27 protein-coding genes are annotated in these 24,034 nt (G+C 46.3%); 8 read left to right on the top strand and 19 right to left on the bottom strand.

The window, feature by feature from the left end; translation table 11 throughout:
* Positions 1–173 precede the first annotated feature (173 nt).
* Together ACP4IT_RS11515 and ACP4IT_RS11510 are read right to left on the bottom strand one after the other, a co-directional pair.
* Positions 174–437 (bottom strand): hypothetical protein, encoded by a 264-nt coding sequence (locus tag ACP4IT_RS11515; protein ID WP_225435076.1) that lies wholly within the window; start codon positions 435–437, stop codon positions 174–176.
* On the bottom strand, positions 434–823 hold the full coding sequence (locus tag ACP4IT_RS11510; RefSeq protein ID WP_426855764.1) for a hypothetical protein: 390 nt from the start codon (positions 821–823) through the stop codon (positions 434–436). The genes ACP4IT_RS11515 and ACP4IT_RS11510 overlap by 4 nt, the downstream gene beginning before the upstream one ends.
* A 170-nt stretch (positions 824–993) precedes the next feature.
* On the opposite strand from ACP4IT_RS11510, the gene ACP4IT_RS11505 reads away from it, so the two are divergent.
* Positions 994–1,416, top strand: coding sequence for a MerR family transcriptional regulator (locus tag ACP4IT_RS11505; protein WP_156646949.1), 423 nt, complete (start codon positions 994–996; stop codon positions 1,414–1,416).
* Between the two features lie 834 nt (positions 1,417–2,250).
* The gene (locus ACP4IT_RS11500) at positions 2,251–2,574 is read left to right on the top strand and encodes an MFS transporter (protein ID WP_011668755.1); all 324 of its coding nucleotides are present in this window, start codon (positions 2,251–2,253) and stop codon (positions 2,572–2,574) included.
* A gap of 101 nt (positions 2,575–2,675) precedes the next feature.
* On the opposite strand, the gene ACP4IT_RS11495 is transcribed toward ACP4IT_RS11500, so the two are convergent.
* The 3 genes from ACP4IT_RS11495 to ACP4IT_RS11485 all read right to left on the bottom strand — a co-directional run bounded on the left by ACP4IT_RS11495 (position 2,676) and on the right by ACP4IT_RS11485 (position 4,598).
* Positions 2,676–3,866, bottom strand: a complete 1,191-nt coding sequence (locus ACP4IT_RS11495) for an NADH-dependent flavin oxidoreductase (protein WP_011668756.1) — start codon at positions 3,864–3,866, stop codon at positions 2,676–2,678.
* On the bottom strand, positions 3,863–4,150 hold the full coding sequence (locus ACP4IT_RS11490; RefSeq protein ID WP_024855335.1) for a hypothetical protein: 288 nt from the start codon (positions 4,148–4,150) through the stop codon (positions 3,863–3,865). Before ACP4IT_RS11490 ends, ACP4IT_RS11495 begins: the two co-directional genes overlap by 4 nt.
* A 61-nt stretch (positions 4,151–4,211) precedes the next feature.
* On the bottom strand, positions 4,212–4,598 hold the full coding sequence (locus ACP4IT_RS11485) for a winged helix-turn-helix transcriptional regulator (protein ID WP_011668758.1): 387 nt from the start codon (positions 4,596–4,598) through the stop codon (positions 4,212–4,214).
* 136 nt (positions 4,599–4,734) lie between these two features.
* On the opposite strand from ACP4IT_RS11485, the gene ACP4IT_RS11480 reads away from it, so the two are divergent.
* Positions 4,735–5,817: a S66 family peptidase gene (locus ACP4IT_RS11480; RefSeq protein WP_426855760.1), complete on the top strand. Its 1,083-nt coding sequence runs from the start codon at positions 4,735–4,737 to the stop codon at positions 5,815–5,817.
* A gap of 4 nt (positions 5,818–5,821) precedes the next feature.
* Here ACP4IT_RS11480 and rihB read toward each other — a convergent pair whose 3' ends face one another.
* Positions 5,822–6,754 (bottom strand): ribosylpyrimidine nucleosidase, encoded by a 933-nt coding sequence (gene rihB / locus ACP4IT_RS11475; protein WP_011668760.1) that lies wholly within the window; start codon positions 6,752–6,754, stop codon positions 5,822–5,824.
* 100 nt (positions 6,755–6,854) lie between these two features.
* Between rihB and ACP4IT_RS11470 the strand changes: the two genes are divergently transcribed.
* Positions 6,855–7,535, top strand: coding sequence for a transcriptional regulator YeiL (locus ACP4IT_RS11470; RefSeq protein ID WP_011668761.1), 681 nt, complete (start codon positions 6,855–6,857; stop codon positions 7,533–7,535).
* A gap of 70 nt (positions 7,536–7,605) precedes the next feature.
* Here the strand turns inward: ACP4IT_RS11470 and ACP4IT_RS11465 are convergent, their stop codons facing one another.
* Positions 7,606–8,583: a cation diffusion facilitator family transporter gene (locus ACP4IT_RS11465; RefSeq protein WP_011668762.1), complete on the bottom strand. Its 978-nt coding sequence runs from the start codon at positions 8,581–8,583 to the stop codon at positions 7,606–7,608.
* A 315-nt stretch (positions 8,584–8,898) separates the two neighbouring features.
* On the opposite strand from ACP4IT_RS11465, the gene ACP4IT_RS11460 reads away from it, so the two are divergent.
* Positions 8,899–10,071, top strand: a complete 1,173-nt coding sequence (locus tag ACP4IT_RS11460) for an iron-containing alcohol dehydrogenase (RefSeq protein WP_003593433.1) — start codon at positions 8,899–8,901, stop codon at positions 10,069–10,071.
* A gap of 51 nt (positions 10,072–10,122) precedes the next feature.
* On the top strand, positions 10,123–10,815 hold the full coding sequence (locus tag ACP4IT_RS11455; RefSeq protein ID WP_011668763.1) for an HAD-IA family hydrolase: 693 nt from the start codon (positions 10,123–10,125) through the stop codon (positions 10,813–10,815).
* A gap of 58 nt (positions 10,816–10,873) precedes the next feature.
* Here ACP4IT_RS11455 and ACP4IT_RS11450 read toward each other — a convergent pair whose 3' ends face one another.
* On the bottom strand, positions 10,874–11,506 hold the full coding sequence (locus tag ACP4IT_RS11450) for a GyrI-like domain-containing protein (RefSeq protein WP_011668764.1): 633 nt from the start codon (positions 11,504–11,506) through the stop codon (positions 10,874–10,876).
* 114 nt (positions 11,507–11,620) lie between these two features.
* On the opposite strand from ACP4IT_RS11450, the gene ACP4IT_RS11445 reads away from it, so the two are divergent.
* Positions 11,621–12,013, top strand: coding sequence for a DUF1398 family protein (locus ACP4IT_RS11445; protein ID WP_011668765.1), 393 nt, complete (start codon positions 11,621–11,623; stop codon positions 12,011–12,013).
* 58 nt (positions 12,014–12,071) lie between these two features.
* Here ACP4IT_RS11445 and ACP4IT_RS11440 read toward each other — a convergent pair whose 3' ends face one another.
* The 9 genes from ACP4IT_RS11440 to ACP4IT_RS11400 form a co-directional block, all read right to left on the bottom strand.
* Positions 12,072–12,608, bottom strand: coding sequence for a YbhB/YbcL family Raf kinase inhibitor-like protein (locus ACP4IT_RS11440; protein ID WP_011668766.1), 537 nt, complete (start codon positions 12,606–12,608; stop codon positions 12,072–12,074).
* A gap of 96 nt (positions 12,609–12,704) precedes the next feature.
* Positions 12,705–14,066 carry a sugar porter family MFS transporter gene (locus ACP4IT_RS11435; RefSeq protein WP_021742059.1) on the bottom strand — a complete coding sequence of 454 codons (1,362 nt, stop codon included), beginning with the start codon at positions 14,064–14,066 and terminating at the stop codon, positions 12,705–12,707.
* 259 nt (positions 14,067–14,325) lie between these two features.
* Entirely contained in the window at positions 14,326–15,009 is a 684-nt protein-coding gene (locus tag ACP4IT_RS11430) for an ABC transporter ATP-binding protein (RefSeq protein WP_011668768.1), read from the bottom strand.
* An 11-nt stretch (positions 15,010–15,020) separates the two neighbouring features.
* Positions 15,021–16,079: an ABC transporter permease gene (locus tag ACP4IT_RS11425; protein WP_011668769.1), complete on the bottom strand. Its 1,059-nt coding sequence runs from the start codon at positions 16,077–16,079 to the stop codon at positions 15,021–15,023.
* A gap of 3 nt (positions 16,080–16,082) precedes the next feature.
* The gene (locus ACP4IT_RS11420; protein WP_011668770.1) at positions 16,083–16,604 is read right to left on the bottom strand and encodes a TetR/AcrR family transcriptional regulator; all 522 of its coding nucleotides are present in this window, start codon (positions 16,602–16,604) and stop codon (positions 16,083–16,085) included.
* A gap of 139 nt (positions 16,605–16,743) precedes the next feature.
* The gene (locus ACP4IT_RS11415) at positions 16,744–17,934 is read right to left on the bottom strand and encodes an MFS transporter (RefSeq protein WP_011668771.1); all 1,191 of its coding nucleotides are present in this window, start codon (positions 17,932–17,934) and stop codon (positions 16,744–16,746) included.
* Positions 17,935–18,035: 101 nt separating this feature from the next.
* The gene (gene thiW, locus ACP4IT_RS11410; protein ID WP_024855326.1) at positions 18,036–18,530 is read right to left on the bottom strand and encodes an energy coupling factor transporter S component ThiW; all 495 of its coding nucleotides are present in this window, start codon (positions 18,528–18,530) and stop codon (positions 18,036–18,038) included.
* Positions 18,531–18,719: 189 nt separating this feature from the next.
* Positions 18,720–19,691: an AEC family transporter gene (locus tag ACP4IT_RS11405; RefSeq protein ID WP_011668773.1), complete on the bottom strand. Its 972-nt coding sequence runs from the start codon at positions 19,689–19,691 to the stop codon at positions 18,720–18,722.
* A 106-nt stretch (positions 19,692–19,797) separates the two neighbouring features.
* A complete protein-coding gene (locus ACP4IT_RS11400) occupies positions 19,798–21,435 on the bottom strand; it encodes a malolactic enzyme (RefSeq protein WP_255033596.1) in 1,638 nt (545 codons plus the stop codon).
* 132 nt (positions 21,436–21,567) lie between these two features.
* Between ACP4IT_RS11400 and ACP4IT_RS11395 the strand changes: the two genes are divergently transcribed.
* Positions 21,568–22,455 carry a LysR family transcriptional regulator gene (locus tag ACP4IT_RS11395; RefSeq protein ID WP_426855752.1) on the top strand — a complete coding sequence of 296 codons (888 nt, stop codon included), beginning with the start codon at positions 21,568–21,570 and terminating at the stop codon, positions 22,453–22,455.
* Between the two features lie 124 nt (positions 22,456–22,579).
* On the opposite strand, the gene ACP4IT_RS11390 is transcribed toward ACP4IT_RS11395, so the two are convergent.
* Positions 22,580–23,389 carry a MurR/RpiR family transcriptional regulator gene (locus ACP4IT_RS11390; RefSeq protein ID WP_086231745.1) on the bottom strand — a complete coding sequence of 270 codons (810 nt, stop codon included), beginning with the start codon at positions 23,387–23,389 and terminating at the stop codon, positions 22,580–22,582.
* The gene (locus ACP4IT_RS11385) at positions 23,386–23,961 is read right to left on the bottom strand and encodes an agmatine deiminase family protein (RefSeq protein WP_225439558.1); all 576 of its coding nucleotides are present in this window, start codon (positions 23,959–23,961) and stop codon (positions 23,386–23,388) included. Before ACP4IT_RS11385 ends, ACP4IT_RS11390 begins: the two co-directional genes overlap by 4 nt.
* Positions 23,962–24,034: the final 73 nt, after the last annotated feature.

Below are 24,034 nucleotides of genomic sequence, written 5' to 3'. Positions count from 1 at the left end.
CACTCGCTTTCAATTGGTTTTCGTCGACTTGATTGTAGCACAGGGCAGTATGCCCTTTTTAGTTTGTTTTACAAAAAAGGCGTCGATGGATTTTATCCATCAACACCAAATATCATAGAGCCCCAAAAACAGCGGTAACCATGGTATGGTTCGCTGTTTTTTTCTGTTATTTATTAGATTGTTTGCTCCAATGAGGCCGCCCGTAATAACTGCCATGATACTGGCAACTTTAGCGTTTGAATTTGCCCTTGTAGTAAGGCAACCGTATCATGCGTTAGCTTCTCTGCACGAGTATGGCACGGTCGTTGCTGATCGCAAGCTGCGGGCTGTTGGAACAATTGCTGGTATAAGCGGCGTAAAGTGGCCTCGCCAATGGGTTGGAACAACTGGTGTTCAGTGAGGCCCGTTTCTCGCAACCAGCAGACTGCCTGACTCACCACTCCTGGCAAGGCGTACTGGTGAACGCTTGCCCCTTAGCCGTGACCACCGCCAACCCCATCAGGCCAGCCACCGTTGCTTGTGGGGTTGCGTGACTCAACATCGCCAGATCTAACAGGAGATATCGGGCTGTCGGTAACGGCCTTGGCGCCAAGGCTCGTGTCAGTTGGTCATTCAATCGGCTATAAATGGTGCCTCCCAGCCGATCAAGTAACTGTGCTGGATCAGCCTGCGCGATGATTTGCATCTCGTCGGTCGCGTCGTCCACTACGAGGAGGTCGCGGGCCTCCCAGCTAAAAGCCGGCAACAACGTCTGCGGTTGCGGGGTCCACTCGCCTAACGGGACAAAATTTGCCCCGGCTGGTTGGCTATTAAATTGCCGCATCACCGTCACCTCCTTAACCTATGCTGAGTGTACCCCCTTCGACCAACTTGAAGGCAACTCATTTGTTGATTACCGGAGACAAATTCTTGCGACGTCCGCAAATTCCGAGTACTATATAGCTTAACCCTTCGAGTTAGTGGAACGCTAACTCATTTAAAGGAGGACCCGCCATGTCCTATACGATTCACGAAGTTGCCCAAAAAATGGGCATTTCGACCTATAGTATTCGCTACTACCACGACCACGGTATGTTGCCGTTCGTCCAACGCGATGAGAATAATAATCGGGTTTTTAGTGACGATGACTTAGAATGGTTGAACATCATTGTTTGCCTACGAGCCACTGGAATGCCGGTTGAACGCATTCAACACTACTTAGATTTGGTTCAGGAAGGTGAAACAACCGTTCCTGAACGCTACGACATAATGAAGGCCCAACAGGAGCGCACTTTGAGCGAAATCTCGGATTTACAGAAACATTTGTCGACGATTAACTTCAAGGTCGATCATTACGCTCAGATCATGGAGAGTCATGAACCCGATAGCTTTGTCCCCTCGAATCTCCGTGAAGACTCGGCTGACCAAACGGCTTAGTCTAACGATTACTCTCCTAAATCTTGAGTTCACACCTAAAAACACGCTCCTCCCGAAATGATCTGGAAGAACGTGCTTTTCAGGTGCCACTGGGGTGCCAACACCTGGGCCGATTGGAGATATTGGAACTCTAATCATTCCTATTCAAAAAATCGACATGTGAAATATAGTCTAATAACTCCAAACAAAGGCGACTTTGGTAGGGCCTACTGCTCAAAATTAGTATATCAGGCTATGTACTATGGCAGTGGACACCCCGCTACTTAAACCAGCATGTTCAGCCGCAATCATTGCCCCTGAACACAAGCCTACGAAGGTTGGTATCTACTAAAATGCCAAAACACTACATCTTTTCTATGATTACTAATGTGGTATCTCTATGTTTGTTTGTGATTTAAGCTTCATTACACTTTACATCTTCTACCAGCATAGGTGCAGAGTTGCATTGGCAAGCCAGCACGGTAACATTATTTATTGTCCTAATAATTACTTCAATCGTTTCGCTGCTGATCCGTCATATCAAGGTTTTATTTCTCTGTAACTTCTTTACTCCTGCCGCATTAATTATCTATCTATTTACAATTGGTATTTCAAACTATTCTACGAGGTATCTATGGATATTATTACTGTTAATATTTATTTCAATACTTTTGAATCTCTATCATGTATCCCACTGGCCGTTATAGCTAATTGCCGCTATTCTTCTAAGTCATGCAATGGCTTTACGCACAAAGAATAACTTTGTAATTTAGACGTTGCACATAATTGATTAAAGAACTGATAGCGAAAGCGTAGATCACCAAATTGACTGAAAAAATCAACTGGCGTTTAGGAATGTGTGCATGGTGGTTTGTTGGTCTCAACGTCTTGGCCAGAATCGTCACGCCGTTTTACAGCACCCTTTTGATGACTATGATCCAGCAGAGTTTCCCCGCCAACCAGCTCGGACAGGTTCTAGGTATGTTAAACTCCTTGGCTAGTCTGGCGGGGCCCGCTGGTCTTATCTTTGCTGGGCCGCTCGCTGATGCAATTGGCGTAGCAAAATTATTCATCATCGGTGGCGTTGGCTCGCTGCTGTGTGGTCCCGCGATGTGGCTGATGCCTAACGACCAACCGTTACAAGCTCACTTGAAGCTAACTGAAAGCGACCTGTCCTAGCATCTTAACTCGCACTCAAAAATGAGCCGCCCTCTAATCACAGAAGGGCGGCTCATTTTTGGTCGGCCACGTATTACCAACCGTTGTGTCTGATAATGCTGTTACGACATCTTCTTTTCAAACCCCTCCATTGGCGCCGCTTCATTTTGATAATCAACGGCGACACTCGGATCAGTGGTAAAGTGCATCACTGAATAGAAGGCCCCCTTCAAGTAATCCTGCATGGCCCGTGGAATGGCTAATTCATCAAGTTCTGACGGTGAAATTTGGTAGCGAATGCTGGCCTCATCACCATCCACAATCTTTTCAACCCACTGGGGTTCCCGAATAAATTCACGCCCCATGGCAACTAAATCAGCACCCATTTCCAAGACCGCTTCCGCATCGGCAGGCTTTTCAACCGAGCCCACCCCAATCAGCGGCTTACGACCGGCTAACTGTTGGACCAATTGCTTCAAAATTGGTTCGTGATCCGTCTTATCATTTAGCGACGTCCGGTGTGCAGAGCCCATTGAGGTATGCACGTAATCGACTGTGGAATCGCCCAACATATCGACAAAGGCTAAGCTATCAGCTAAACGAATCCCCGGTGTTTCGATTTCTTCTGGTGAAATTCGGTAACCTAGTAGAAACGGCCGATCAGCGTACGTATCAATGGCCTGCTGTGAACTGGCAATGACGGCCTTGGCAAAACCCATTCGTGCGTCACGGTCGCCACCCCATTTGTCCGTCCGGCGGTTGGAATTAGGGGAGAAGAACTGCTGTAGTAAATAGGTATTGGCTCCATGCAGCTCAACGCCATCAAATCCAGCGGCAATTGCTCGCCGTGTCGCTTCACCAAAGGCCACAATAATCTCATCAATTTCGGCAGCCGTCAGCTCACGTGGTGTTTGTGAATCGGGTGGAAAGACGGCCTTAACTGCACTGGCACTAACCGGCTGTTCCCCCCGCAAGATACTATCGTTAGACTTACGACCCGCATGGAAAATCTGCAGGATCGCCTTCGTGCCGCCACGCTTCATAGCATTAGCTAGCCGACTGAGCCCGTCAATATCCCCATCATCGGCAATCGACAGTTCGCCTTCGAACCCCTTACCACTCGCGATAACGTTAGCAACCTCACCAATAATCATCCCAGGGCCACCTGCCCGCACATCATAAAACTTAATCTCATCGTTGGTGACATGCCCATCGTAGAAGCTGGACATGGTGGTCGTTGGCGACATCACCATCCGGTTCTTCAGGGTCACACCGTTCTTAAAAGTATAAGGTTGCATAAATTGGTACGTCATGAGTTAGTTCCACCTTTCTGGTCTGTACACGTTTGAATGGCCTGTAAAATTGGTCGTAACGTTGCCCCAGTGGCCGTCAATGCCCACTGCTCATCGGCTCGCCGCCAAATGAGTTGGTGCTGCCACAGTCGGAGTAAGGCCCATGGCAAACAACCACTGGTCACGCGTTGTCGTAAATCACGCGTTGTCACGGGACGCTCGCTCAGCTGTAGTAAAACCTGCCACTGCACCGGGCTACTGATCAACGCTTGAATCTCTTGTAATCCATGGATTGTTGGTTCCATCGGCCACCTCCTTAACAAGACCTAGCATACCCGCCCATAACCTCAAAAAAAAGAAGGCACTTTAAAGTGCCTCCGTTGGTTGGTTTAAAATTTGATTGAATCCACTGTGCCCGTTTCTAATTTCCATATCTGGCACCTCACTAGCTCGTTGTTCTCCCCACACCGACATCTGCACAAGGATTTGGCCTAAAGATCGGCCCAAGTCTGTCAATGCATAGACCACTTTGAACGGCGCGCGATCCCCATAAATATGACGGACGATCACACCATCACTTTCCAACTCACGTAGTTGCTGGGTTAAGACCTTTTGCGAAATAGCGGGAAGCTTCTGGCGCAAATCACACGTCCGTTGCGGCCGCTTACCGAGGTGGCATAAGAGTTGGGGTTTCCATTTACCACTAATCACGCCGAGCGTTGCCTCGACACCATTGTTGTATGACTTCTTCACAAAATAACCTCCCAGCGTTTTCTTCCATTTTAACCACTAAAAGACCTTTTGGGGAGTAGGCACTTTTTAGTAACCATTGAAGAATCCCCGCAGACGTGTAGAATTAACACCAATTTAATGGTTTGGAGGGACTGTTATGCAAAAACCAACTCAATTACATCCCGGCGATGCGGTGGCGATCATCAGCCTGTCCAGTGGCGTTCTTGGCGAAGACTTCGCGGCCCATGAATTAACCCGGGGCCAGCAACGACTCCGCGAATTAGGCTTGATTCCCATCATCATGCCCAATGCCTGTCGGGGCGTGGCTTATCTAAACGCCCATTCCGAAGCACGGGCCGCTGACTTGAAGCAGGCCTTTCTTGACGAGCATATTCATGGTATTATCTGTGCAATTGGTGACGAAGATACCTTCCGTCTAGCACCTTACCTATTCAATGACCCCGACTTCATCACCGCCGTCCAACAGCATCCCAAGTTGTTTACCGGGTTCTCTGATACGACGGTAGATCATTTGATGCTCCGCCGGTTGGGACTGGTTACCTATTATGGGCCTAATCTGCTTAATGACTTAGCCGAGTTAGGCCCCGACTTATTACCCTATACCCGTCAGACCTGGGCCCACTATCTAGCTAATCCCCAAACCACCGCGATTACCAGTAGCCCTGTGTGGTATGAAGAACGCACCGACTTTTCGGTGGTGGCACTTGATACTCCCCGAGTTCAACATCCCGAAACCCGGGGGTACGAAGTTCTGCGGGGGACCGGACACGTACAGGGGCGCTTACTGGGCGGCTGTATCGACAGTCTTAATAGCCTGCTGACCGATACGCGTTACCCCGAGGAACCCATCATCAACCGTAACTATCACATTATGCCAAGTCTCAGTGAATGGCGCGATAAAATTCTGTTCTTGGAAACCAGTGAAGAATGCCCCACACCAGCAGCCTACCAAACGATGCTCCAAAATCTTAAATGTGCCGGAATTCTAAGTGAAGTTCGGGCCATTATTACGGGCAAGCCCCAAAACGAACGGTACTATACCGACTATTGTCGCGCCCTTTTGACGGTTACGCAGGACCTTGACTTGCCAATCATGACCAACCTAAACTTTGGCCACGCTTATCCCCGCACCGCCCTACCTTACGAACTATTGGCGACGGTGGATTTGGACGCACAGACACTAACCATCGACGAGCCTTACTTTAGGACCACTGATTAACTGTTTATGAATACAGTCGGATACAGTCTTCAACCAGGTCAAAGAAGCCATCATGATTAATCTTTTGGCCGACCTTGGCGTTAGGTTGTTGCTTTAAAACATTGTTTTCATCGCAAACCGTTCGACCATAACAAGGCCCCCGGTTAATATCGACCACCACAAATTCATCCTGCGTTTCAAAGAGATCGGGATCGATTAGATACCCAATGGTCGTGGCATCGTGAATTGGCCCGGCTTCCAATCCAAATTCTTCATACTGCGTTTTGAGTGTAAACCGCAACATATCACCAAAGAGTTTCCCCGCCTTATTACCAACCGCTTCCATGCGGTCAATGATATCTGGCGTACAAACGGTTTGATTGGTCAAATCAAGCCCCATCATGACGATTGGCACACCTGATCTAAAGACAACGTTGGCGGCCTCAGGGTCAGCGTAAATGTTAAATTCAGCCGATGGCGTAAAATTACCGGTTCCATAGGCCCCACCCATCATCACGATTTCTTTAATCTTAGGAATAATCAGTGGCTCCGCACGCATGGCACTCGCAATATTAGTCATTGGTCCGGTTGGTACCAAAGTAATGTCACCATCACTAGCTAACAACGTATCGATAATGAATTGAACTCCATTTTTAGTTGCTGGTTGCCGGTTTAATTCGCCAAAGACGGGACCATCTAACCCAGTAGTTCCGTGAACGTTACCGGCTACTACTTGGTCTCGCACTAAAGGCTGTGGCATCCCCGGATAAATTTTAACGTTCATTTCTAATAATTGCGCGACATTCAAACCATTGCGGACCGTTTTTGCTAAGGTTTGGTTCCCCGCCACAATCGTAATCCCTAATAAATCAATACTGGGGTGGGCATATGCCATTAGCATCGCCACCGCATCATCATGTCCCGGATCACAATCTAAAATAATCTTTCGTTTTGCCATCATTGCTTCCTCCCATTCTTTGTAAGCCCTTACTTACTGATTGAATTATAACCAGTATCTTGCTAGACTAACTATGAGAAATCTCATATTAGGAGTAATCATGGTCAAAATTAATGATGCCAATTTAGTAAAACAATTTATCCTTAATAGCCATTACTTAGCCCAATTTTCAACGGATATCACCGCACAAACCCAACTGATTAAATTTCCAGCCCAGTCATTTATTGTCAAAGAATCGGCTACGCCTGAATATATTTATTATCTCGTGAAGGGGCGCGCTAAGCTTTATGATGTTATGGCTAATGGTAAAGTGACGCTCATCGATTTCTTTACCCCGCCTTGTTTTATTGGTGAAATGGAACTCATCAATCCAGCAAGCACGCTTTACAGTGTTCAAGCGATTGAAGACTGCTGGTGTCTGGCCGTATCCATTCGGGACAACCAATCACAATTGCTCAATGACCCTGTCTTTTTAAAGCACGTTTGTATTTACTTAGCGCAAAAGAATACCCGTAATATCGAGACGGCTTCTCAGAATCAATCCTTTAGTTTGGCGGAACGGCTAGCGGCATTTATCTTATTAACCACGTATCATCATCATTATGCTGAAAAACATACTCAGGTTGCCGCTTATTTAGGCGTGTCATACCGCCATTTGTTGTACGTTTTAGCTCAGTTTGTTAAAGCCGGCTACCTCGTCAAAGATAAGCCTGGGTATCTAGTAACCAATGGAACAGCCTTACAAGAACTAAGCCGTGACGTAACTAACTCCAACCGTTAACTAATAAGTCACCGCCAATCAACATAAAAACTGCGAACTCAAACGCGTTCGCAGTTTTTATGTGCCCCGACTAGCTAGCCGGTACGACCATCACATCCGTATCAACAATCCCGAATTGTTGACGCATGGCGGCCTCAATCTCTTCGCCAAGCTGGTAACTGTCCTGCACTTCCATATGGGCATCCACCGCGATTACCAAATCCAGTGTGACGACATTCCCATTATAGTGGGCCTTTAGTTCCATCACCTGTTGGACTGCCGGAAACGCCAGCGCCGCTTGCCGAAATTGGTCTTCCACCTGTGGGTCAAAATAGTCCGCCAAATTCAAACTACTCTCACGGAAAATTTTAATGCCCGATGTCAGGATAAAAATCCCCACTAAAATACTGGCAACGCCATCCAACCAATCGAGCTTGAAGATCAACGCCCCACCGATAGCAACTAACGTTCCCAGACTGGTAACCGCATCGCTCAAACTATCTTGCGCCGCCGCTGTTAAAGCCGCATTTTTTAAACGACGACCGGTCCGCCGATTAAGCCACCAGACGCCTAGCATGATGACTGCGGCGATTCCAGCTCCCAATAGTGTAATGGGTTGGGGTACTTCTTGACTAGCCTGATGCATCAAGCTTCGGATTCCGCTATAGATAACACTTGCCGCGATCGCAATCATGACAATCCCCGTAATCATGGTGAAGACCGTTTCGTAGTGAAACCGCGTCAATTGAAGTCGCTGACCATCCTGCTCTAAATCTTCTGGTAGCGGTTGACCCATCAAGTCATCGTCATCAATATCACGAGCAATATGGATGCCCACGAATAACAATACGGAGGAGATAATCCCGGATAAATTGTTAAAGGCATCCGCCCGCAAGGTTTGCGAATGACCAATAATGGCTAAATAAAACTCAATCACCGAAATGGCTAAATAAGCGCCGACATTCAACAATAAATGTTGTTGGGCGCCGCGGAGTTTTTGTAATTCTTCTTGTTGGCGGGCGTGCCACGTAGCTTGCTCCTGCTGTCGATGTTCATTTAAATCTTTCATCTCTAAGCCCTCTTATGTTCTGATTATCTCTATTATACCCGTTAACGTCGTCACAATCGTCAAGCAGGCAAAATGTTCGTGTGAACGGCCTTATTGTATATTTTTTCATTAATGCCACTTTCTGTTGAAAGCGGTAAAAATACTGACAGTAAAATTAATCATTACGGTTTAAACCGCCGACAAATTAGCACTTTATTGCACAATTAAGGGACTTTTACCCAAAAACGATTGCAAACTGTAAATTTATTAGTTATAATTGCTTTGTGAAATTGGTACTAATTGTTTTCAAAACTTCCGAAAGAAGGCATTTGTATAATGGCTGAACGTAGTTATGACTTTCTGATGCCCAGCGTCAATTTCTTTGGCCCTGGTGTCATTAGTAAGATTGGTGATCGAGCAAAGATGTTAGGGATGAAAAAGCCCGTTATCGTCACGGATAAGTTCCTTGAAGGTTTAAAGGACGGCGCCGTGGAACAGACTTTGGATTCTTTAAAGGCTGCTGGTGTGGACTACGTTGTTTACAACAACGTTGAACCCAACCCTAAGATTCGTAACATCAAAGAAGTTAAGAAACTTTACGAAGAATCCGGTGCGGACTCCATCATCACTGTTGGTGGGGGTTCTGCTCACGATACTGGTAAAGGTGCCGGCATTATTTTGACTAATGGCGACGACATTACCAAGTTGGCTGGGATTGAAACACTCGACAAGGCTTTGCCACCATTAATCGCCGTTAACACGACGGCCGGTACTGGTTCTGAATTAACCCGTCACGCGGTTATCACGAATGAAGAAACCCACTTGAAGTTCGTGGTTGTTTCATGGCGGAACATTCCGTTGGTTTCATTCAACGACCCAACTCTGATGCTCGATGTGCCTAAGGGCTTAACCGCAGCTACTGGGATGGATGCCTTCGTTCAAGCCGTTGAACCTTACGTTTCCGTTGACCACAACCCTATCACCGACTCACAATGTGTGGAAGCGATCAAGTTGATTGAAACTTCCCTTCGTGAAGCCGTGGCTAACGGCCACAACTTGGACGCTCGGACTAAGATGGTCGAAGCTGAAATGTTAGCCGGGATGGCCTTCAACAACGCCAACTTGGGTTACGTTCACGCCATGGCTCACCAACTCGGTGGTCAATACGACGCACCTCATGGTGTTTGCTGTGCCTTACTTCTACCTTACGTTGAAGAATATAACATCATTGCTTGCCCAGATCGTTTCGCCCAATTGGCTGAAATCATGGGTGAAAACACTGAAGGCCTATCAACGCGGGACGCTGCCGAATTAGCCATCAAGGCCATGAAGCAATTATCCGAAGACGTTGGTATTCCTCACTCAATCAAAGAAATTGGTGCTAAGCCAGAAGACTTTGAATTGATGGCTGAAAATGCCTTGAAAGATGGGAATGCTTTCTCTAACCCTCGTAAGGGGACCAAGGAAGATATCATCAAGATTTTCCAAGCTGCCTACGACGCTGAATAATTTAACGTAATATGATGAAAAGCCGCCGAATTTCGACGGCTTTTTTAGTGTTTGTGCGTATACTTAAAGGTAGTCAGAGAGGAGTCTCATCATGGAAAATACTTAACGTTTGACTGCTACGGTACCCTACTCAATGAAGAAGCAACCTACGCAGCCATTGAAACAGTTGCCGATAAAATCGGCGTCGACCCACAACTAGCCCGGCAACGCTTTATCACCTATCAAGATAGTCGGGATAACATGCATCCCTATCTCGATTACGCCATTTTGACGCGTAATAACTTGATTCATCTCGATTATCAATTTGGTCTAACCCATCAGTTCGAACGCTATTACGTAAATGTTCTGATTGCTCACCGTAGCTTAAAGCCTTTTCCCGAGGTCATCGGCACCTTAAAGACGCTGCAACAACGCGGTTATCACTTAATCATGATGTCCAATTCATCATGGGATATTATTCCCGCCAACGCTGCGGCTTTAGAAGTTCCCTTTGATATTTGGACTGCTGAGGACGTTCACACGTATAAGCCTGACCCGGTTTTCTTCAAAACAGTGGCAGCACACTATGATTTGACCCCAGCAAACCATTGGCACATTGCTCAAGGATACGGTAGCGACATTGTCACAACCGATGCGCTTGGCTGGCGGTCAATTTGGGTGAACCGTGACCACGCCACTCCCACAACCACTGCACGACCAACACATGAGGTCCATAACTTGGATGAGATACTCCAATGGCTGTAACAAGCACTACCTGCTAAAAAAACTAGGCAATGTCCCCTACGGACACTGTCTAGCTTTTTTAAGCATTGGTTGATTCAATCTTATACCGCAACCCCGTCTTGGCCTTCTCCGGTGCAGTCCGTCGTGGATCAGTTAAGTAAATCTCACGGTGCCAGTAGTCGCCCATCGTGGGCACAACTCGGTAATGCTGATCGGTCAATACCGTTTGGAGCTGGGCAAAGGTTGTGGGCTCTGTGTCAAAGGAGCCTTGATGAATAGTTTGCAGCACCTGCCCCTCCGCATAGGGTTCCCAGGCCAAGTGATCCAACCATGGATTAGGCTTCTTAGTGGTCACGCGTGTGACACTTGCTTGAAAGTCAGTGACCGTTAGGCGATCTGGCTGACGCAACATAATTTTGTACCGTAGAGCCGCCTTATTCAAGGTAGCGCCACGCGACCCATCACTTGTCGTCCAGACCCCTTCGAGTGGATACACCACGTATTCATAGGGGTCGCCCAATTCACCACGTTTTAACGCCATGCGCAGGTCGTAGGCCACACTATACAAGACCCCCACCTGTTCACTAAATAACGGCCCATTGGGGTCACCCGTTCCTTCTAGGGTGATAAAATTCAGCCGTGGCAAGGTCAAAATAGTCGGTTCTTTAGGCAAATACCACGCTTTTTCTGCTTTACGCCATTCATGCTTCATCGTGCCACCTCCATCTTCTCTATTATACCAAGAACTACCAAGGCGCCTAATAATCCTTGTATTAATTTATAAATTTCGGTAAGCTAGCCCTATTCCAGCAAAGGAGTTCAAATAATGACGTTAGACTACCATGCAATTGAACAGGCTGTTAAATCTGAAACCAATGCCGGTGAGTTCGCTGATCTCATGCGGACTTTCCGTGAATTAGGCGTTCAACGCTACGATTATCTTGTGGCGGATGGCCGTTACCGGTACTACGATGCCGACAGCCATATCGATTTACAGATGAATGGGGTACCTCAACCAGTTGCAGCAACTAGTAACGCCGCTAAAATCAAAGCGGCCGTACTCGCCGCTCAGGCTGGTCAATTTGATTTTACACGTTTCTGCCAACTGGCTGGTGAAGCTGGCGTTCCCGTTTGGACCAGTGACCTTATGAGTAAGACTGTCAGTTACTATGACCATGAGCATCACGTACTACTGGCTGAACCGATTCCTGGCCTCTGATAATCATCTAGTATTTTGGCTAATCAAAAAGTTGCGGCTTGAAATAGGCCGCAACTTTTTACTTTTTCGCGTACAACAGGTTCACATGTGTTTGTGCTACCACGTGTCCCTCAACCATGCGTAAAAATTCATTGTATAAGTACCCTGACGTAACGGGCAACGTCGTGTCAACTGCCGTTACTGTTAACCGGTACGCATGAACACCACCGCGCGGCCGAGGTCCCGCGTAGTGCTTGGTTAAGTCATAGCCGCGCTGTTTGAAAGCTGTGGGCTGATGAATTTGATCAATAATCATCGGTAGGGTATTGGTACCTTGCGTAAAGGTAGCAGTTTGGCTAGCATTATCCGGAACCACGACTTGACCGGCCGTTACCGGCAGATTAGCGCCTAACCAATGAATCCACGAGAACCCTACAACCGGAATCGTATCATGATCAATCAAGCTAAATGCTACGGTCACAGCCGCTTTCGGTAAATCCGTTACGGTGAACGGAAACGAACGTAAATTAATTCCATCAATCAGCTCATCGGCGGGCTGATTGATACCATACTCATCTGGCAAATTAGGTAGCGCAAACGGGACTTGAATTTGCATGACGTCATCGCCTCTTTCTATAAAAATCCGTACGCTTTACTCTACCACTTTTAAGCACATAAAAACGTCTGGAAAAATTCCAGACGTTTTTTTAACTTATTTAGCTTGGTGCCGTAAATCCATTTCGATTTCTTCCAGTGACTTGCCCCGCGTTTCGGGAACCAAGTAGTGGACGAAGAACATGGAGAGTACCGCGAAGACGGCAAAGACGGCAAATGGACCACCAACATTGTTGTGGAAATATGCCAACATAACCAAGAAGAATTGTGACACCAAGAAGTTCCCAATCCAGTTGGCCGCTGAACCAATCGATGATCCGATTCCCCGAACACTCAATGGGAAGATTTCACCGATCAATACCCACGCAATTGGTCCCCATGAAATAGCGAAGCCGAAGATATAAACCCCAATCAGGATCATCGTCGGCACAGCCGTTGAATGGATATCCATCGTAAAGTTCATCACTGCCAGAACGCCCAAGGAAAGGGCCATGACGATTGACCCAAACATTAGGAAGGCTTTCCGGTTAAACTTATCCATAATAAACGTGGCCAGAATTGTCACAACGAAGTTCACAATCCCAATACCCACAGAAATCCAAATGGCGCTACCTTCCGCAAACCCGAAACCTTTAATGAAGACTTGCGGTAAGAAATAAATCACAGAGTTGATCCCAACTAATTGCTGTAGCAACATGATTCCGACCGCAACAATCACGGCTGGTCGCGCAATCGTGAAGAGTTCCTTCACACCACCCTTAGGCTGCTTAGCAACTTCTTCAATCTCAGCCAACTCTCGCTTTGGATCGTCAGCTGTATTCTTCCGCAACATCTTTAACACACTCAGTGCTTGCGTTGAATCACCCTTTTCGGCTAAGAACCGTGGTGATTCGGGTAATAAGAGTCCCCCAATGAGCAATAGAGCTGCTGGAATCAAGGCTGACCCCAACATCCACCGCCAATCACGGATGCCCAAGAGGTTATGATTTAAGAAACCAAGGTTAGAAACGTATGCCAACAAGATTCCCAAAGTAATCATCAACTGGAATAATGTTCCCAACGAACCCCGACGTTCAGCAGGTGCCAGTTCAGCAAGGTAAGCTGGTGTCAGTGCTGAAGCTGAACCCACGGCCAGGCCCAAAATAATTCGGGCAACGACCATCGACCAGAAACCAATCGCAATCATAGACAACGTTGATCCCAATAAGAATAAGATGGCAGCCAAGATTAATAGGCGTTTACGACCATAACGGTCTGCCAATGGTCCGACACCTAAGGCCCCTACCGATGACCCAATCAACACGGAAGAGGTAATAAATCCCGTTTGACCAATACCTAAATTAAAATTGCTTTCAATCAAAGGCGACGCTCCAGAGATAATCCCTGTATCAAACCCAAAGAGTAGTCCTCCGAGTGCCCCGAATGTAAAAATAAAGAATGTACTTAAATGTCTATTCATCTTACCGGTCCTCACCCTTCATAAATAATCAGCAAATAAAAGATAGCACTAATCCAAATCCTTGTAAACGCTTACTATAAGCGGTCGCACCCGGTTTGCCAAGCAATATGCTCGCAAATTAGTCTATACCAATTATAGTCCGAACTAACACAAAAAGGCCGCCTACTAAAGCGGCCAATTACTAGATTAAAAACCAATTTCGTGAAACTCTCGACAAACTACTATCTCAAATTTTATAAATTTTTTTGTGATGCGCCATCTAATCCTCTGCTTGATCCAAAGCCAACTTTCCATCCATTAATTGATACGTTTTGTCAGCGAAGTCGCGTAGACGAATATCATGGGTCACAATCACGACTGCCTTGTGGTGCTGCTTGGCTAGATTCCGAAAGAGTTGACCGACCACTTTGACTCGATCACTATCCAAAGCAGCGGTCGGTTCATCGGCCAAGATGATATCAGGATTTTGATATAGTGCCCGAGCAATTGCCACTCGCTGCGTTTGGCCTCCGGAGAGTTCGTTGGGGTACCGGTTGACTAGCTTAGAAATCCCCAGTTGGTCAAGTAGATCTGTCAGTTGATCGTGCTTTAAATTACCTTGTGCCTTCACGCGATCGACCAGCGTAAATTGGTCTTGAACCGTTAGGTAAGGGACCAGGTTATAAGCTTGTAGAATAAAGCCCACTTTGTTCAGACGGAAAGCATCGCGCTTTTTCGGTGACAGCTGATTCATGGCCTGATCTTGAACCAGTACATCCCCAGTAGTCGGCGTCTGAATTCCTCCGGCAATCGTTAGAAAGGTACTCTTACCCGACCCAGACGGTCCGATGACTAGGCTGACCTCACCGGCCATTGTTTGAAAATTCACATCTTTTAGAACAGTTACTTCACTCGTATCGTGACCAAATTTTTTCGTCACATGCGTTAAAGTTAATGCTGGCATATTCAGTCCTCCTATCCAATGACCTGAACGGGGTCAACTTTTAGAATCACTCTGACCGGAATCAAGGCACCAACGACACCCGTCAGGATAATTCCGGCTGTCACGCCACTGAGTAGCGGTACGTTAAAGCTTAACGGAACACCAAACGGTAAAATGACAACCGTCGCAGCGGTTAAGGCGGCCCCAATGAGCAGGCCTGAAATCACTAGCACGAGCGCCTGACTAACCGTTGTCGTCACTAATACCCGGGCCGGAATACCTTGTGCGCGGAGCACCCCATAGTTTGGTAACTTTTGCATGGTCAAGATATATAAGAAGACCGCAATAACAACCATTGAGATCACTAATAGAAAGGCAATCATGAAGGTAAAGGTCGTTGTCTGTGCTGAATATCCCGGTAATTTATTGATAAATTGACTCATTTTTAAGGTCTTCAAACCACTAGTCTTCGCTTGATAATTAGCTCGATTCGACACCACACCACCAGCTTGAAAACGATCCGTTAGGTTACTCAACGTTCGCCATGTCCCTAATGTGCCATAGATGACCGGCGCCACGCTGAGCTTAGCATCCTTGGTGAAGCCGACAATTGTATACTTGCCACCATCTGTGTTCAAGGTAACCTTGTCACCCAGCCGATACCCTTTATCCTTAAAACTACTATCGACCATAATCTGGTTTGCGCGCGTTGGCTTGTGACCAGAACTGGCCTTGAGTTGCTTATAAATGAATTCATCACGGTTAATACCAACAAATTGCGACGAAATCTTTGCTTGACCCTTAGCTTTGGCTACCACACCAGCTTGGCCAATATAAGCTTCATGGCTAGTTAATTTAAGTTTATTAGCCGTTTTCTTGCTAATCAACGATTGCGCCAGACTCTCATTGGCATCGCTATTCAAAGCAATCTTTTCAGCGTTCCACGTCGAAATGGCCTGCGTGTTTTGTTGCGCTAGTCCGTATGCCAAACCACTCAACACAAAGACCAGATAACTCACGAGTACCACCATCGCCACAATTAGCCCATAACGCAATTTTTCATGGCGGATTTCTCTAAGTGCTAAAAACATTGGTCATTCCTCCTGACTTGCTAATAAGTTTAACGCCTGCTGGAGGCGTTGCAAGATAACTGCTTGGGCAGTTGGCTGCTGCATCACTTCTTTAATGGCAGCATGACTCAATGTCATTGCTGCCCAATCCACTGCTGATAAATCCACCGATACTGGCAATGGCGGTACCAGGCTTTCATTTTCAGCATAGTGCCGTTGAATTAATTGGTAGTATTGTTGGCTATTCGTGACGTGCTCCACAAATGCAGCCACAGCATCATAATAACGTTGCGCTTGGAATTGACCCGCGTTGACGGGACCAAAGCCCGCGTGAATATCGGCTAAGGCCGTATGAAACAAAAATTGGTAAGCATCCGTTAAATCCGCAAAGTATTTATAAAAAGCACCACGGGCAATTCCTGCCGTCTTAACAATTCTAGCCACTTGAGCATCCGCTAGACTGTGCGCTGAAAACTCCGTGAGTAACGCCGCCGTCACCCGTGAGCGTTTCGCGGCTGGTAAATTGGTAAATGTCGTCGTTGGCACGTTTAATCATTCCTTCCCTCAGCCTTAAGTGACACGGCGTCACTTAAGATTGAAATGAGTATAGCATCTTGAGTGACACCGTGTCAACTTAAAGGCAAAAAAATAGTTACCTGGATGGTAACTACCTTTAACGACGCCATTATCCGTTATTAACTGTCAATTTTTCAGGCTCGCCGATGCGTAAATGTCCGATAAATGCCAGTACCAAGAAGACCAGCGCAACACCACAAACACCCGTCCAACCAGCCTGACCCCAAGCCCAAGTCGCTGCTAAGGTGCCGAATGACCCACCTAGAAAGTAACTAAACATAAACACAGAGTTGTTCCGGCTACTTTGCTGCCGATTCAGCGATTGGACAATGGCCTGATTCGATACCTGGCTAAACTGCGTCCCTAAATCCAACAGGATAATCCCAACAATCAGACCGAATAGCCAATGACCAGCTAGCCAAAAAATCACGAAGGCTATTCCGGAAAATACCATGCCTAACCCAACTGTCAACCGTGGGGAACGCTGATCAACTAGGGTTCCAATCATCGGAGCAGCCAAAACACCAGCAATCCCCAATAAACCTAGTAATCCAGCAACATTACTACCCAAATGATACTGAGCAGCTAAGTAAAAGGCCAATGTCGACCAAAGAACATTTGATATGCCAAAAAGACAAAACCCATTAAGTGCCGCTCCTTGCAAGGGCTTTTGCGTCACTAACAACTTGGGCAAGGTTCGAATAACGGCGCCATAGTTGAGGGCCCGATGTCCCCGTTGATCACGAGGAAGGCGCCAGTGAACGATGACTAAGAAGAATAAGTCGATTACCGCGGCCACGAGGTAAATGTTCTGCCAAGGAATTAAACTTCCCAATAGACCACTGAAGGAACGGGATAGTAGAATACCGGTCAGTAACCCGCTGAGAACCACGCCCAATACTTTCCCCCGTTGGAGCGCCGGTGCTAGATAACCAGCGTATGGAATAATGATCTGTGGCGCCACCGACGTAACACCAACCAGTGTCGTCGCAATACCAAATACCGTGACTGTCGGTGCCCAGTAAGCCAATAGTAGAGACAAGATAGAAAGCCCCATCATAAATTGAATGAGGTGATATCGATCAAAGATATCGCCCAAAGGAACAATCAATAAGAGGCCAAAGGCATAGCCCAGCTGGGTCAACATCGCCAACAAACCAACGATTGCCTTAGATACTCTAAAGTCTGTGGCAACTAGGTTCTCAATTGGTTGAATAAAATTCAAATTCGCTACAATGACCCCAGTTACAGTGGCCATCAATAAAAGCGTTCTACGTGATAACGTTACTTGTCTTGTCACTGAAAAAACCTCCTAGCTAAAGTTTAAAGCTTTTAGCTGGAAATGAAAATGACGATTATAGTTAGACATGGGGATTTCCTAAAATTATGGCTATCGTTTTTTCATTTACGTTGCTGCGGCACAATAATACGTGACCACAAGGCTCTCAGCACCCCATATCCCACAATGACGCCCACTAACGCACTCATAAAGAAACTGGGGAGAAATAACCAGACAGCTCCAGTGGTTCCCAGTAGCCACGCCGCTAGCGGATAAGCTGCTAGTGCGCCCAAAATACCAGATCCCAGTAGTTCACCAACCGCTCCTAGCCACAAATGGCCCGATTTTTGAAACAGATAGCCACTCAACATGGCCCCAATCATGCTTCCCGGAAAAGCCAGGATCGTCCCCGTTCCTAAAACATTCCGCAGAACCGACGTCAAAAATGCTTGCGCTAATGCCCACCACGGCCCTAGTAAGACACCGGTCACTAGATTCAATAAATGTTGCATCGGCGCCACTTTAGCTACGCCTAGATTAAAAGAAAATACACTGCCGCCAATCGTGCCTAATGCCACGAGTACAGCTGTCAGTATCATGGGGTAACTTCGCTTCATCATCGGTTAAGGTCCCTTCATTGGTGCTTTTTCATTTACTATATGATGGAACCGGTCTAATCGCAACTCATGATAACCTGTACCGCTTAAGGCACTACCATCTAAGCCACTTAATTATCATCTTTTCCCAAATTGCGACCATAAAAAAACGTGATACCACTAAAATTAGTCGTATCACGCGTTTGAAAACTAGATAAATTGAATTAAAGACATCAGGATTGGTACCACGATAATGAACAGTACCGTACTGGTTGTCACCACGTTAGTTGCATATTCCACGTCACCATGGGCTTCATTCGCCAAGATTGGTAAAACAGCCAGCATCGGTGTCGCTGATTGCACAATCAACGTTTGAGACGCCATCGTTGGGAAGCTAGCACCGAAATGCCCAGCGGCAAGCAAGACCGCTACCATGATAATCGGTGACAGGACAAATCGTCCTAGCAGCGCCACAATCGTATCACGATCGAAGTGAATACTCTTGAGTCCTGCGTCCGCCAAAACAATCCCAATATAAATCAAGGATAACGGTGTTACCAGATTACCAACATACGTCAACGTTGAGTTCACAAAGCTAATCTTCAGAATTGGAATATTCAGCAATAAGAAGACTAGTGCCACCAGGAAACCCACTAATGGCATTGGAATAACCTGTTTCCAATTAATCTGATGATGTTGCTTTTCCTTCGGCTTGGTTGGATCATCGTTAGAAATCAAGAAAACCCCAAATGCCCAAGTCGACACCGTATTCACAATATAGTAGACCAAGAAGTAGGTCATACTGTTATCGCCAAACAAGGCAATGTTTAACGGTAGCCCAATAAAAATCGTGTTGGCGTTGACGACCGCGTTAATAAAGATCCCCTTACGTCCCGGCCGAACATGCATGATCCGTACCAAGGCAAAGGCAATGAGATAGCCAATGATGACGGCCAGAAAGGCATATACCAAGTAACCGGAAAAGGAAACCAGTTGCCCCCGTGTCAATCGACTTAACACGGAAACGAAAATTGAGGCAGGCAACGCAATGTTCTTAATAAACTTTGAAATTGTCCCACCAAACTTATCATCGAACCAGCCTTGTCGCCGCAGGATAAAGCCGAGTACCATGATTAACACAACAACTAAAACACTTTGAATCGAATTCCACAAAACAGCCACGAGCTATTCGGCCCCATTTCTCTCATGATTTAACTCTCTCTTATGCCGGTCCAACTGCCGTATCGGGCCGAACACGTGGTTCTTAATCGTTCTCAACGATTCACATTTACTTGTATTCTGGCACCCATTTCATATCAGCAACTGCTTGCTTAACGTCACTGATTGGTTCCTTGTTTAGACCCTGATCAACAACGCTCTGTGCAACAACTTCAGCCAACTTTTGAGAGAATTCTGTCAGCTTAGAAACGGGTGGCAATACAGCGGCACCGGCTTCACTCGTATCCACAATGCCACCTAAAGCGTGGCAAGCCGCCGATAAAGTTTCCCCGTTTAAGACCTTAGCTGTTGAAGCAACCAGCCCAAAGCCTAAACCAGGATACATTAACGCATTGTTACCCTGGCCAATGTGGTAAGTCGTGCCATTGTAATCTACGTCAGCTGCGGGAATCCCAGTCGCAACCAGCGCTTGACCATCAGTCCATTTGATCAGATCTTCGGCCTTGGCTTCCGCTAACTTCGTTGGGTTAGATAGTGGGAAAATGATGGGCCGATCAGTGTGCGCAGCCATGTCCTTAACGATTGCTTCCGTAAAGGTTCCCGGTTGCGTCGATGTCCCGATCATAACTGTTGGGTGAACCGTCTTCACAACAGCGGCCAAATTAGTCAGGTCTGCCGCGTTGCTGAAATCAGCACGTTCCCGGGTAAACTCACTCTGAGCGGCCGTTAAGTCAGGCGTATCGCTGAACAATAAGCCTTGCTTATCAACAGCATAGAAATGCTGACGGGCTTCTTCTTCGGATAGGCCAGCGCGCTTTAATTCATCCAAGATTTGGTTGGCAATTCCCATACCCGCTGTGCCGGCACCAAAGATCAAGAACTTTTGGTCTTTGATATTTTCCTTAGAGATGTTTAAGGCCCCTAAAATCCCGGCCAAAACGACCATCCCGGTGCCTTGAATGTCATCGTTAAATGTAGCAATCTTATCCTTATATTTGTCCAAAATGACTTGGGCATTGGACCGGCCGAAGTCTTCCCAGTGAAGGAGTGATTCTGGGAAGAGTTTTTGTTCTGCGGCTACAAATTGATCGATAACCGCATGGTATTTATCACCATAAACCCGTTCGTGATGATTCCCTAAATATAGCGGATCGTTCAGCAACGTCTGGTTGTTCGTTCCGGCATCAATGCTAACTGGCAAGACTTGTGCTGGATCAATTCCAGCCGCCGCCGTGTAGACCATTAGTTTACCAACGGCGATGTCTACCCCGTTAACACCCCAATCGCCCATACCCAAAATCCCTTCGGCATCAGTCACAACAACCAACCGAATGTCACGATCACCCGCAGCGTTCTTCAGTGTTGCTTCGATATCTTCTGGTGCATCAACGGAAATAAAGGCTGCGTTTTGCGGATCCGTGAATAAATGACTGTATTGCTCAATGGAATCAGCCACGGTTGGATCATAAACGATTGGCATAAATTCAACCACGTGTTCATCCATTAAATGGAAGAATAATGTCCGGTTTTCGTTAAAGAGATTCATTAAGAAAATCCGCTTTTCCAGGTCACTTGGCTTGCTTTGGTATTGGGCATAGGCCTGAGTGGCTTGTTCATCAATCGTTTGAACTTGGGCTGGCAATGTCCCAACCAAGCCAAGTTCCCGCCGTTCTGCTTGTGTGAACGCGGTTCCTTTATTTAAGAAGGGGTTATTTAAAATCGTATCTGCTGTTTGCGTCATCATGATTTTCCTCCAATTTGGATAGCTCTTATTTACATATTGCACTATAACGCCCTGAAAATTTTATAGTCAAACGTAGCGATTGTTATAAAATTATTTTATAATGTAGTAATCAGCCTTGATTTGACAGGAGAAAATATGAATACAAAAGATTTGGATTATTTCCAGCAGCTTATTCTACAAAAAAATTTTTCTAAGGTAGCAGCCTTCTTCGGTGTGACTCAGCCCACGATCACCACGTCTATCAAACGATTAGAGACCGAATTTGAAACCAAATTAGTCATCCGGGATCGGGTACACAATGATATTCAAATTACCCCGAGCGGTGAGCAATTAGCCATTCACGCCCAAGTCGTCCTCAGTGAATTAACGCTAGCCCACCAAGAACTAGCCCATTTAGCTGCTCGCCAAACCACGCTGGGGTTGCCACCAATTATCGAAAATTATTATTTTCCACGAATTGCCGCACGATTGCAGGCTGAGAATCTGCTGGAAGGACTGCAAACTGTTGAGGGCGGCTCTGTATGGTTACGCCACGCCTTGCTCAACGGACAAGCCGATATCGGCCTGCTGGGATCGATTGAACCACTAGCCTACCAAAATCTGATTGCTGAAGAATTTGATCGCAAACCATTTAATATTTTCATTGCTAAGAGTCACCCACTCGCCAATCGGCAAAAAATCTACTTCAGCGAACTGCGGCACGAGAAATTTATTTTATTCACTAATAGTTTTGTGCATAACACTGCGTTTAACAAGTTAACTCGTCGTAATCATTTTCGCCCAGAAGTGGTTTTCCGGGCGAATGATACCCACATTATTATGAATCTTGTTGCCGAAAACGTGGGGATTACATTTCTAACGGATATCGTCGATCAGCATCGTAACGATGTCGTTCGCTTGGAATTACTAGACGATGAGCAACCCGAGTTCATTTCTAGTATTGTCTATCGAACCTCCCACGTCTTAACGCCTGTTCAAGAACGCGTACTGCAGATTCTACGAGAGAGTTTGCGGCTAGGATAATCCCATCGTACTAAAACGAGTGACAATAACAGGCCATTAGGAAACGGTCTATCATTATCACTCGTTTGTCTGTGTAATATAGATTTTGGTGGTTAATCTCAATCTCTTTAACAATTTTTTCATCTTATGACTCAAGTTGACGTTGAAAATGGAAATCTCGACCCCCATAGTCCTCCACATATTGATATAGAATCAGTTCCATCACTGAAATCGTCGAAATTCGCGAGCTAATGTCTGTCCCGTTGACGGTCACCCCATCGGTAAAAATGTAAAAGTTTATATCGCTGAGATTTTGAATCGTATTATTATCCGGCTCCGTTATCGAAACCAACAGCGGTCGTACTGGTCGCCCAACCAATTGACTCATCATATCTAACATTTCTCCATCAGAGCCTTTATAAGTCAAAATGAAGACCAGCGCGTCATTGTCCACTTGAGTCAATGCTTGTTTACGATAATCATGATCTCGCGGAAAGTGTGTCTTAAACCCAGCCATCGTATACAGATAATCAATGTAAGCAACCGCATGCTTACTCACACCCTTGGCAAAGAAAAACACATCCGGGTGCTGCGCCAATCGGTCAACCACTTGGCGCAAGTGGTCTGGTTGAATCACCCGGATTGACTCACCAATATTTTTTAAATATTCCTCGCGGTAATCCTTTTGCTGCACAACAAATGGCGTCGTCCGTTCTGCTTCTTGCCGGTTAATTAGCGTGAATTTAATCACCGTCGTAAATTCGCTAAACCCTGAAAATCCAATTTTCTTAACAAACCGTAGAAAAGTTGCAGTCGATACAAATGTTGCGGACGCCACTTCACGAATACTCTGATTCTTGATCTGACCCATATTGGTCACCACATAATCAAAGAGTTTCTGCTCATTGGGGGATAACTCGCTTAGATGTGCGTTGGCGATTTCAAAGAAGTTCATACCTGCTGTCCTCCCGTGTGACGACCTGGGACTCCGGCCGCAATGGTGTGAATGTTGCCGCCACCCGTTAGGATCTCATTGGCGGAAACATCCACGACTTGTCGATTGGGATAGAGCGCCGCTAATTGGCGATGCGCCAGGGCATCTTGCGGATCATCAAATACTGGCATCAAAATAGCCCGGTTCGTCGTAATATAACTCACATAACTCGCCGTCAAGCGTTGGCCAGCCACCCGCGGTAACCGGCCATTAATTGGATCAACTCCCTGTGCTTCGGCGTCACTAAGCGTCAAAATACGAGGAATTTGCAATTTATGAATTTTAAACCGACGCCCTTGCGCATCCGTTGCCTGTTGTAATAACTCATAGGCTTGCCGACTAATCTCATATTGCGGATCGTGTTTGTCATCCGTCCACGTCAAAACTAACTCGCCTGGCGCCACAAAGTTGATTAAGTTATCAATATCCCCGTTGGTTTCGTCCATAAAGTAGCCATGTGGTAGCCATACCGTTTTAGTAATCGGCAGATTGTAAAATTTAAATTGAACATTTAAGTGGACAGAAAAACCCATCAAGGTCTTTAATGGTGTTACCACACAATCCATTAGAAAGAAGGACCTTGATGAGCACCACTATTTTATCATT

This window comes from Levilactobacillus sp. LN180102, assembly GCF_050106635.1.
In the GTDB taxonomy this organism is placed as follows: domain Bacteria; phylum Bacillota; class Bacilli; order Lactobacillales; family Lactobacillaceae; genus Levilactobacillus; species Levilactobacillus brevis.
Note: the sequence above shows the minus strand (reverse complement) of the source record. Positions and strands in the feature narration are given on the sequence as shown.